Raw genomic sequence first — 10,742 nt, forward strand, 5'->3', positions numbered from 1 at the left:
GCAAACTCGAACACCGCGCCGCGCCCGGGCCGGTCGACGAGCCGGATGCCGCTGCCGTTGAGCGCGAGCATCCGATGCACGATCAACAGGCCGAGCCCGCCGCTCGTCACCGTGCCGCCGCCCATCGGCCGCTGCGGCCGCTGGAACAGCCCTTCGCGTCGCGCCGCCGGAATCCCCTCGCCGGTATCCGACACGGTCACGATCACGCGCTCGCCCCGCGGCTCCAGCGCGATCTCGACCTCGCCATGCGAAGGCGTGTGCCGCAGCGCGTTGTCGAGCAGGTTGGTCAGCACGCGCTCGATCATCCCGAGATCGGCCGACACCACCGGCACGCGCGGCGGAATCCGCGCATGCAGCGCGACGCCGCGCGATTGCGCGGCCAGCTCGAATTTCTGGAACACGTCCTGCACGAGATCGACGAGCGAGAACGGCTCGCGCTCGGCCTGCACGCCGCCCGATTCGAGCCGCGCGAGCTCGAACAGCGCCTGCGCGAGCCGCCCGACCTTCGCGCTCTGCGCGAGCGCGATCGACAGATAGCGCCGCCGTTCGGGCTCGGCCAGCGTGTCGGCCTTCAGCGACAGCGTCTCCAGATAACCGTGCAGCGACGTGAGCGGCGTACGCAGGTCATGGGAAATGTTCGTGATCAGTTCGCGCCGCTGCTGGTCCTGGCGCGTCAGCGCGCGCCACTGGTCGCCGATCCGGTCGGCCATCTGCGCGAACGCGGATTCGAGCACCGCGATATCGTCGCCGCGCTGGCCCGGCGGCAAGCGCAGCACCGGCGGCGGCTGCGTGTCGGGCGTACCCGGCGCGCCGGGCGCACCGTTCGCGTCGAAGGCGCGCATCGCGGCCGTCAGCCGGCGCAGCGGGCGCGTGATGAAGCTGAATGCGACGAGGCCCGCGAGCAGACCGAGCAGCGCGACGATCGCCATCGACCACAGCGTCGTGCGCAGCACGTTGCCGGCGTCGACGCGCGCGGCGAGCCGGTCATGCGCCTCGCCGAGCAGCACCACGTAGATGTAGCCCGACGGCGGCTGCCCCGCGCGCTGCAGCGGTGCGGCGCTGAACACCTTGCGCGCGTCCGGGCTGCGCGGATCGTCGCCGAGGATCGGCAGCGGCTGGCCCGCGATGAAGCGCTGCACGGGCGCGAGATCGACGCGGTCGCGCTTCACGTGGCCCGGCGGCGCATCGTCGCCCTTGATGCGCCCCGCGTTGTCGAGCAGGTACACCTCGACGCTCGGGTTCACGCCCATCAACTGACCGAACAGCGTGCGCACGGCGTCGGGGCGCAGCCCGTTCGCGTCCATCAGCGGCGCGCTGTTGGCGATGTTCGTGGCCAGGTCGCGCGACAGCGCCTGCACGACCTCCTTCTCGCGCATGTCGTTCGCACGGATCTGCAGCCATGCCGACGCGCCCGAGCACGCGATCAGCAGGATCGAGAACACGAGCGACAGTCGCCGGGTGAGCGTGAGCTTCATCACGCGTCCCGCTGGCCCGGCGCGGCGAGCTTGTAGCCGCGCCCCCACACGGTGAGGATGCGCACCGGCTCGGCCGGATCGGCCTCGATCTTCGCGCGCAGCCGGTTGATGTGGGTGTTGACCGTATGTTCGTAGCCTTCGTGCTGATAGCCCCACACAGCGTTCAGCAGGTCCATCCGCGAGAACACCTTGCCTGGGTGCCGCGCGAAGAAATACAGCAGGTCGAATTCGCGCGGCGTCAGGTCGAGGCGTGCGCCGTCGACGCTCGCCTCGCGTGCGATCGGATCGATCGCCAGCCCCGCGACGTCGAGCGTGCCCGCGTCGATCCGCGAATCGCGTGCGAGCGCATCGACGCGCCGCAGCAGCGCCTTCACGCGCGCGACAAGTTCGAGCACCGAGAACGGTTTCGCGAGGTAGTCGTCGGCGCCGAGTTCGAGGCCGAGGATGCGATGCACCTCGCTCGACCGCGCGCTCGTGATGATGATCGGCGTATAGCGCGTCATCGCCCGCGCCCGCCGGCAGATTTCGAGGCCGTCGACGCCCGGCAGCATCAGGTCGAGGATCAGCGCGTCCCAGTTGCCCTGTTCGAGCAGGCGCAACCCTTCGGCGCCGTCCGCGCTGTGCACGACCTCGTAGCGCTCGTCGCGCAGGTGCAGGCTCAGCACGTCGGCGATGTCGGCGTCGTCCTCGACGATCAGGATGCGTTTCGGTTGGTCCATGGCGGTGGGCGGCGGCACGTCGGAGCGGGGCTCGGTAACGGTGATCGGCGGGCGGGCGGCCCGGGTCGAATCGCGACGGAAAGCCGCGCTGCCGTCATTGTGCAAAATTTTGCGGCGGAGAGTGATCACATTTCGTTTAACTCTGGACCCCGACGCATTCCCACCCGGAATCAAACAGGCTTGATCGCCGTGCCTTGCGTGGTCATTTCGACGAAGTGATCCGCCGGCATCGGGCGCCCGAGCAGAAAACCCTGCAGCGAGTTGCAACCGAGGCGGGTCAGGAACTGCTGCTGGGCCGCCGTTTCAACGCCCTCCGCGACGATCTTCAGGTCGAGTGCCCGGCCGAGCGCGACGATCGCCGAAATGATCGCGGCATCTTCGGTATCGTGTTCGAGATCGCGGATGAATCCCCGGTCGATCTTGAGCTCGCTGGCCGGCAAGCGCTTCAGATACAGCAAGCTTGAATAACCCGTTCCGAAGTCGTCGATGGAAATGCGCACGCCCATGTCGTGAAGCTGCTGCAGGATTCTCAAGCTGGCGTCCGCATCGCGCATCGCGGTCGATTCCGTGATCTCCAGCGTCAGGCAGTGCGGCTCCAGCGCGTGCCGCTGCAATGTGGCCTCCACGACCCGGATCAGACTCGCGTGACCGAATTGCAGCGGTGACAGGTTGACGGCCATCGTCCAGTCGGTTCGACCGGCATCGCACCACACGCGCATCTGCCGGCAGGCCTCGTCCAGCACCCACTCGCCGATCGGCACGATCAAGCCGGTCTTTTCCGCAATCGAGATGAACTGATCGGGTGAAATGAGACCGCGTGTCGGGTGCATCCATCGCAACAGCGCCTCGACGCCGATGATCGGTCCGTGCGGGACGTCGAACTTCGGCTGGTAATGCAGGACCAGCTCACGCCGCTCCAGCGCCAGACGGAGCTCCTGCACGATTTTCAGGTGCTCGCGGACATTCGCGTTCATCGATGCCTCGAAGAAGCAGTACGCGTTCCGGCCGAGTGCCTTGGCGTGATACATCGCTGCATCGGCGTTGGTCATCAGGTCGCGAAAATCGCTGCCGTTGCCGGGATAGAGCGCAATGCCGATACTGGCCGACACGCGCAATTCGTGTTCGGACACGCGGAACGGTTTCCGGATCACCGCCAATATCTTGTCCGCCACGTCGGCCGCGTCCGCGGGCTCGTCCACTGCCACGGCCAGCACGAATTCGTCGCCCCCCAGGCGGGCAATCGTGTCCTGCGAACGCAGGTTCGCGCCGATGCGCCGCGCCACGTCGACCAGCAACAGATCGCCGACGTGATGACCATAGGCATCGTTGACCGCCTTGAATCCATCGAGGTCCATGAACATCAGCGCGAAGCTTCCGTGCTCGCGGTCGGCGGCCTGGATCGCCTGATCGATCCGGTCCTCGAGCAGCACGCGATTGGGCAGCTTGGTGAGGTTGTCGTGCAGCGCCAGATACGTCAATTCCTGGTTGGCTTCGGCCAGTGACGTGGCCAGTACCGCCGTGCGGGCCTCCAGACGCAGGTCGAGGATGGAGACGATCAACGCGATGGCGAGTATGGCCAACGTGGCGACGATGATGACCAGTGCAAGCCAGCCGGCGTCCATGCGCGAGCCGGCTGCCCCGCAGAGGCTGCCGAGCGGGAATCGGGCGGCGGCCATCCCGGTATAGTGCATGCCGGCGATGGCGGCGCCCATCAGGACGGCCGATCCCAGATTGAGCAGCCGCACGCGCGACGAGTTGGCACGCCGAATGAATACGATCCACAGTACGGCGCCCGATGCGACCACGGCAATTGCGACCGACAGGCAAACGAGCAACGGGTCGTACTGGATGCCGGGCGACATGCGCATCGACGCCATGCCCGTGTAATGCATGCCCGCTACGCCGGCCCCCATCAACATGGCCCCGCCGCACAGCCGGCGCCACTTCAGCGTGTCCCGGCAGACGAGCCACAGCGCGCACGTGGAGCAGACGATCGCGATCAGCAACGACAGCAAGGTAATGGCCGGATCGTATCCCAGTGGAATCGGCAACGCGAAAGCGAGCATGCCGACGAAATGCATCGACCAGATGCCCGTGCCCATCACGCAAGCCCCGCCGACCAGCCACCACTGTGCGGCATGCCCCTGAGCGCTCTTGATGCGCCCGGCCATGTCCAGCACGGTGTAGGACGCCAATATGGCAATCAGCAGCGAAAGAAGAACGAGCAACGCGTTATAACTGGTCGGCAGCATTGTTGTTTACAGATCGCTTTCGATTCGGCGACGACGAGACCACGCGTTGCATGGGATCTTCGTGAATTCGTGTGAAGGTTAAGCACAAAAGGAAAGCGGCGCCGAAGGAACGGAATGGTTGTGCGACCAACCAGACGATTCCAGCGACCACCGCTTGCATGGCGGATCATAAACGCGACCTCCCGTTCAGGGAAGGATTTACCGCTGCGGGGTGTGGAAGGGTACGGGAGGGAATCAGAACGTGTGGCGAATGCCCACCGCAAACGAGTTGCCGATGGGGTGTGCGCTCAGCTTGTCGTAAGCGTAAATCGCGTAGATGTCCGTCCGTTTCGACAGCAGGTGGTTGTAGCCGACAGACGCGGTGTTCCGCAGGCCGCTCGCCGCTCGGGTAGCGCCGGACCGCTTCGTGCGCGCCCACTCTGCAAGCAGGAAGTCGGCGGGCGACAACGGGATCGACAAACCCGCCTCATAGGTGTGGCTGCCGGTCGGCGTACTCGCATCGCTCGTCATCGCCCATGCGCCATAGAGCGTGACGAGCTTGAAGTCGTATGCCGCGCCAGCCAGATAGGCATACTGCGCGCCGACCGGCCCTGCCGCGGTATACCGCACGCGCTGGCCGGACAGCACGGCCGTGAGGCCATGCCCTCGATAGTTCAGGTGAACGCCGAGATTACCGACGCCCGGCGAACCCGCCACGCCGCCAAGACCATAGATGACGGTGGCGGCGAACCCCTTGAAGTCGGGCGTCGTGTACTTGACGGTGTTGTTCCACACCGTATCGCCGATGATCGTCCCGCCATAGTTGGTCACGAACGTCTGCAGGACGAGCGGAGAGAAGACGGTCGAGGATCCGAACGGATTGACGAGGGATTCAGCCGTATAGGCCGGGTTTCTTTGTCGCCCGAAGGTCACCTGCCCGAAGTCGCCTTGAAAGCCCACGTACGCATTGCGTGACCAGAACGGGTCCGCCGTACTGCGCCCGAGCGCGCCGTTTGCGGGTTGAAAGAAGCTCTCGAGGACAAAAATGGCGCCGACGCCGCCGCCAAGGTCTTCCTTGCCGCGGATTCCCCAGAACGACGTGGTCAGCCCGCCGCTCCCCATCTGTACCGCGGCCTGCGGCGTGTCGCTGCGTTTGATACTGCCGACGTAGGTGCCGAGGAGGCCATAAAGCTGGACCTGGGAGCCGCTATCCGCGTATGCCCCGACGGAATTCAATACCAGACCGGCGCTGAATATCGCCGTCACGCCGAGCGTACCGACAACGCGCCGGGCGGCAACGCGCACCACGATCTGTCGTGTCTTTTTCATTTCGATTGTCTCCATTCATATTTTTGTGAGCGGCCTTTTCCGTGACCATCCATCTGTAGTACTGATTGAATAGCGGGAACGGCGGCCCTTGTTTCGAGCACGTCGCCGAAGTCGCTGGCGTGACGAGCGAGGAAACGCCTTCCCGCGAGGCTTCTCAGGGGAAGGCGCCGTCAGGCATGCGAGTGACTACGGTGAAATTTCCTCGAGCGAACGATTGGTCGTCTCCACCATTCGCGCGGCGACGAAGAAGCCCACCGCACTGACCGCGGCAAACATGACGAATACCGCTGCGATGCCTTTCCCGGTCAATACGACGCCGACGATCGCCGGCGCGGCAGCAGACGCCGCGCGCAGCCAGGAGGTCGCGAGACCGGTGCCGATGGCGCGCATCCGGGTGGGGTAGATCTCAGGGGTGTACAGGTACAGAAGGACCGTGGTCGTTGCCATCACCGCGTACGCCGACGACCCGAGCAACATCACGGACCAGGCGCTGCCGGCGCCATGAATGCCGAGTACGGCGAGCAGGGCTGCGCTGATGATGAAGCAGGCCATTGCCCACCGGCGGCGCCCGACCCGATCGATCAGCAGCGCACAGGCGAGCACCCCGCACGTACTCAGGACGTTCGAGATGGATGCCATCTGAAGCGACGTCTGCAGCGGCAGATGGTAGACCGTCCTGTAGAGGCTGGGCAGCCAGTTGTTGATGCCATTGGCCACGAAATAAGCGCTCGCCCAAAGCAGCCACACGACGACGGTGCGGCCTCGATAGAACGGCGAGAAGAGTTCCTTCCAGGTTCCCTTCCGCTTCGACTGTCGTCCGACCAGGAGGCTCGCCACGCGCGCGTCCACCTCGGCCCTTTGGACTTGTATGTCGAGGTTGCGCTTCGTCGTGCTGGCTTCCAGCCGCTCGATGATGCGTTCGGCCTTATCGAAACGCCCGCGTGCAACGAGCCAGCGCGGCGATTCCGGAAGGCGTGCGATCAGGATCGCGACGACCATGCCGGGAATCCCGCCGATCAGGAACATAGTTTCCCAGCCGAAGCGCGGAACGACGAACGCACCGAGCTGCGCGGCCGCGAGCAGGCCCAACGGGAAAATGAGTTCGTACAGGATGAAGAAACGCCCGCGGCCGTGCGCCTGGGACAGCTCGTTGATGTACGTGGCGGCCACGGGCACTTCTCCGCCCACGCCGATGCCTTGCAGGACGCGCATCAGAAACAGCATGTGAAAGCTGCCGGTGAACGCGCATACGACGCTCATCGCCGACATGACGCCCACCGCAACGGTGGCGCTCGGCACCCGCCCCAGGCGCTCGGCCAGCCAGCCGAAGACCAACGCGCCGACGACCTGGCCCAGATAGCCCGCAGCGATCAGCACGCCGATCTGACCGGCAGAAAGATGCCACAGCCCCACCAGTACGGGCAGCACGAAAGCCAGCGAAAGTGCGTCGAATGCATCGAAGAGGGTCGCGCTGCCCATGACGATCCGTGCCTGGGTGTGCCACTTGCAGAACGGCACGTTTTCGATGCGGAACAACAGGTTCGCCGCCCGCAGTTGCTCGCTCGTGGGACGCGTTTCGCTCGCGGATCGACCAAGGTCGACGCCGCAGGCGGTCGAAGGGGTGTTCATGCTGTCTCCTGAAAAGCTGCATTTTATGGACCTTCGGCTTGCTTCTTGTTTTGCAGCACTGGTCGCGTTTTTTTATCGTTTGCCGCGACGTCGGCGCGTTTTTTATCGTTTGCCGAGCCTGTCGGCAGCGGCGCGCGCAACGAGGTTTCGCGCCGCCCCGACTGCTCGATACCGACGGCACAGCGGGCGGCGCCGCGCCGTCGGCATCCGGCTATGGACGTACCGCGCGGGAGTCAGTCGACGAGGCCGGCCGAACGAAGCGCGTCCGCGATTTCAACGTCCGCGCCTTGCGCGAGCGGCAGCAACGGCGAGCGCACGGTGGCGTGCTCGAGGATGCCGCGGGCCACCAGGCCATGCTTGAGCGCGACGGTGCCTTCCATGTGCGACCCGCGGTGATACACGTTGCGCGTCACCGGCAGCAGGCGATCGTGAATCGCGCGGGCGGCCGGGTAGTCTTTCGCCTTGCCTACCTTGATCAGTTCGATGAGCGGCTCGGGAGCCAGGCCGCCGTAGCCGACGAGCGCGCCGTCGACGTCGAACATCGTGTGAAGCAGATATTCGTCGTGGCACGTCAGGATTTGCAGTTCCGGACGCTCGCGTCGGATGATCGGAATCTCGACGTCCCAGCGACGCATGTTGCGTACGCCGTTTTTCATCGCGAAGACGCCCGGTTGCGCGGCGATTTCCAGTTGCGTGTCGAGGTTGTAGGTCGCCTTGGTGGCGTCCGGGTACTGGAACAGGATGAGCGGCAGGCCGCTGCCCTCGTGGATCGCGCGGTAGCGATCCTGCGGCGCGCCTTTCTGATAACCGAAGCGCAGCCAGCCGTGCGACGGATACACCAGACCGGCCGACGCGCCGGCCTCCACCGCGCGCTTCGCCTCTTCCACCGCCACTTCCGTGCCTTCGAGCGTGATACCGGCGATGACCGGAATCTTGCTGTCGACGGACTTCACGAAGCTTTCGATGACTTGAGCCTGTTCTTTCTGCGAGAGGAACGTGCCTTCGCCTGCGTGTCCGAGCACCGTCAGACCTTTGACGCCTTCGATGCCGCCGAGCCATGCGCCCAGCCGTTGAATGGCGGCATGGTCCACCGCGCCCTCGCGGGTGAAAGGGGTAACGGGTGCCGGGACCAAACCGCGCAGATCGATTGCCTTCATGACGTCTCCAAATGTGAGCTTTTCCGCTCCTCTTTGCCGGAGGAGAGCCCGCCGCCCGTTGCGCATCGCGCCGGAACAACGGTGCATGCGTTGCAGTGTAGGGATGCGGGACCCATGCGAGAACGGCCAGATTGCGCATTTCAGCTATACTGATTTGACATATCTCGGGAGAGGCTTCGCGATGGACTATGCGGCTTGGAAGCTATTCATCGACGCGGCGGAACTCGGGAGCCTGAGCAAGACGGCCATTGCTTACGGAACCAGTCAGCCTCACATCAGCCGGCAGATCGTCGAGCTCGAACAGTATTGCGGCGGCCGTCTGTTTCAACGGACAGGGCGCGGCGTGGTATTGACCGAGCTGGGCACGCGTATCGCGCCGCGCGTGAGGACGTGGCTGGCCAGCACGGAGCAGTTGTCCAACGACATCCGCAGCGCGGCGGGCGAGCCGATCGGCGTGGTCAGGCTCGGAATCCTGCCCTCCACTGCCCATCCGCTTGTCAGCACCCTTTACCATCGCCTTCGAGAGCGCTATCCGCTGGTGCAGTTGCAGGTGCGCGAGGGTCAAGGGGCGTTGCTGGAAACCTGGCTCGAGAACGGCAGCGTCGATCTCGCCATCCTGTTTCGAAACAGTCCGACGCCGAGAAACGGCGACGAATACCTGGTCGAGGCCGCGACTTACCTCGTGGGGGCGGAAGGCGACCCTTTGACCAGTCAGCCGACGATCGCGTTTTCCAGGCTCGATGGCATTCCGCTGGTCTCTTTCTGCCGCCCCAATAGCTGGCGCGAACGGCTCGAACAAATCGCGGGCGAACATCAGGTGTCGCTCAATTTCGCGGCGGAAGCGGATTCACTGAGCCTGCAGGGGCACATCGTCGCCGACGGTGGCATCCATGCGTTGCTGGGCCCTTACGCGATCGCCAATCTGGAACGGGAATGCCGGTTGCAGGCGTCGATGGTGGTCGATCCGTCCGTGCCGCGCTTCATTGCGCTCGCCATGTCGCCTCACGGCGAACTGACGCTGGCGTGCCGCACGGTCATGCAGCTCACGAAGGAAATCGCACGGTCGCGCAATCTCTCGTCGGATCTTCGGTTGGGCGTGTCTGCCGCGTTCCTGCGTTCCATCTGAAGGGCCGGGGTACGGTGTATTCGCAGTCCTGATCGAGTGGGATATCGATGTCCGCCACCGCGTCGTGTTGTCGGGCGAACGGCGCGACGGGATGGCGCAACGTCTCCATCCGCGGCGCGCGTCTCGCGTCGACCGCTAGTACGACTTGCCGCCCACCGTCGCCGCTTCCAGTTCGCGCGTGATGATCTGCGTGCCGCCGACGTTGGCGACCGACTTGACCAGGCCGACGCCCGGCGCGAGCCAGTCGTCAGCGCTCGTCTTGGTCGTCACCGCCGGGTTGGCGGCGGTCTCCGTGGTCTGATAGTGGCAGGCGTTCGCAAAGACCTTGCCGTTCCTGAGGCTGACCGTTTCGCGCGCGACGTAGGTCCGCTGGATCGAGACAGCCGTTTGCGCGCCGCCTGACGGAACGACGGGCGTATCCACGTAGTTCACCGTCTCGCTTCCCGCGAGCCCGATCGTCTCGACATAGGGCGGCGAGTTCACGTCCCGCAACGCGAGCGTGCCGCCGCTGTAAACCTCGCTGCCGTAGTACGTGCGTACGCCGTTACCGACGAGGTAGTAGTGATTGGTCTGGATCGGCGAGCCTGTCGTGGTTTCAGCCTCCTGCGTGAGCGCCACGCCGTCGAACGTGGCCGGCGCGTAAGTCCGCGTGTACACGCCGTTGTCGACCGACGGGCTCTGCGACGTCGCTTGCGTATACATGTGCAACTGCACGGTATCGCCCTGCTGGTAAACCGGATCGCACTCGACGTTCGACGCGGTCGGCGAGCCCGGATTGCCGCCCGATGTGCCCGTGGTCGGCGTTCCGCCGCTTCCACCGCTGCCGCCGTTGTTGCTCGTGCCCGATCCGCGGGACGCCGCGGGCGAGGAATTGTCGTCACCGCCGCCGCAAGCGGTCAGCGCGAGGCAGGTCAATGCGATCAGTGCAACGGCTTTCATCGGGATCACCTTCTGGACGAACGGAACGAACGCAGCCCGTACGCGCGAATCACGCCGCACGCACCGGCCATCACGAATCAAGAATCAGAAAATGAGCGCAGGCCGAGGTCGTAGGCGGCCTTCGGCTGGGTTTTCGC

General features: G+C 65.1%; 8 protein-coding genes. 1 reads left to right on the plus strand and 7 read right to left on the minus strand.

The features are described from left to right. The 6 genes from JMF86_RS34565 to JMF86_RS34590 form a co-directional block, all read right to left on the minus strand. A partial coding sequence (locus JMF86_RS34565; RefSeq protein WP_201317471.1) for a HAMP domain-containing sensor histidine kinase occupies positions 1–1,475 on the minus strand: 1,475 nt, incomplete at its 3' end. Then, a complete protein-coding gene (locus JMF86_RS34570) occupies positions 1,475–2,194 on the minus strand; it encodes a response regulator transcription factor (protein WP_011545754.1) in 720 nt (239 codons plus the stop codon). The genes JMF86_RS34565 and JMF86_RS34570, both read right to left, overlap by 1 nt. A gap of 170 nt (positions 2,195–2,364) precedes the next feature. Then, complete coding sequence (locus JMF86_RS34575; protein WP_201317472.1) at positions 2,365–4,446, minus strand: bifunctional diguanylate cyclase/phosphodiesterase; 2,082 nt, start codon at positions 4,444–4,446, stop codon at positions 2,365–2,367. Positions 4,447–4,680: 234 nt separating this feature from the next. Then, positions 4,681–5,754 (minus strand): porin, encoded by a 1,074-nt coding sequence (locus JMF86_RS34580; RefSeq protein WP_201317473.1) that lies wholly within the window; start codon positions 5,752–5,754, stop codon positions 4,681–4,683. A gap of 186 nt (positions 5,755–5,940) precedes the next feature. Next, a complete protein-coding gene (locus tag JMF86_RS34585; RefSeq protein WP_201317474.1) occupies positions 5,941–7,383 on the minus strand; it encodes an MFS transporter in 1,443 nt (480 codons plus the stop codon). 233 nt (positions 7,384–7,616) lie between these two features. Next, entirely contained in the window at positions 7,617–8,540 is a 924-nt protein-coding gene (locus JMF86_RS34590; protein ID WP_201317476.1) for a dihydrodipicolinate synthase family protein, read from the minus strand. A gap of 181 nt (positions 8,541–8,721) precedes the next feature. Here JMF86_RS34590 and JMF86_RS34595 point away from each other — a divergent pair, with 181 nt between their 5' ends. Beyond that, the gene (locus JMF86_RS34595) at positions 8,722–9,666 is read left to right on the plus strand and encodes a LysR family transcriptional regulator (protein ID WP_175849476.1); all 945 of its coding nucleotides are present in this window, start codon (positions 8,722–8,724) and stop codon (positions 9,664–9,666) included. Positions 9,667–9,801: 135 nt separating this feature from the next. On the opposite strand, the gene JMF86_RS34600 is transcribed toward JMF86_RS34595, so the two are convergent. Further along, positions 9,802–10,605 (minus strand): hypothetical protein, encoded by an 804-nt coding sequence (locus tag JMF86_RS34600; protein ID WP_201317475.1) that lies wholly within the window; start codon positions 10,603–10,605, stop codon positions 9,802–9,804. Positions 10,606–10,742 lie beyond the last annotated feature (137 nt).

This window comes from Burkholderia sp. E168m15, from assembly GCF_016586105.1.
In the GTDB taxonomy this organism is placed as follows: Bacteria; Pseudomonadota; Gammaproteobacteria; order Burkholderiales; family Burkholderiaceae; genus Burkholderia; species Burkholderia orbicola.

Coding starts and splice junctions, on each gene's coding strand:
- JMF86_RS34595 (WP_175849476.1), top strand. CDS start 8,722: ATGGACTATGCGGCTTGGAAGCTATTCATCGACGCGGCGGAACTCGGG.
- JMF86_RS34575 (WP_201317472.1), bottom strand. CDS start 4,446: ATGCTGCCGACCAGTTATAACGCGTTGCTCGTTCTTCTTTCGCTGCTG.
- JMF86_RS34585 (WP_201317474.1), bottom strand. CDS start 7,383: ATGAACACCCCTTCGACCGCCTGCGGCGTCGACCTTGGTCGATCCGCG.
- JMF86_RS34590 (WP_201317476.1), bottom strand. CDS start 8,540: ATGAAGGCAATCGATCTGCGCGGTTTGGTCCCGGCACCCGTTACCCCT.
- JMF86_RS34580 (WP_201317473.1), bottom strand. CDS start 5,754: ATGAAAAAGACACGACAGATCGTGGTGCGCGTTGCCGCCCGGCGCGTT.
- JMF86_RS34600 (WP_201317475.1), bottom strand. CDS start 10,605: ATGAAAGCCGTTGCACTGATCGCATTGACCTGCCTCGCGCTGACCGCT.
- JMF86_RS34570 (WP_011545754.1), bottom strand. CDS start 2,194: ATGGACCAACCGAAACGCATCCTGATCGTCGAGGACGACGCCGACATC.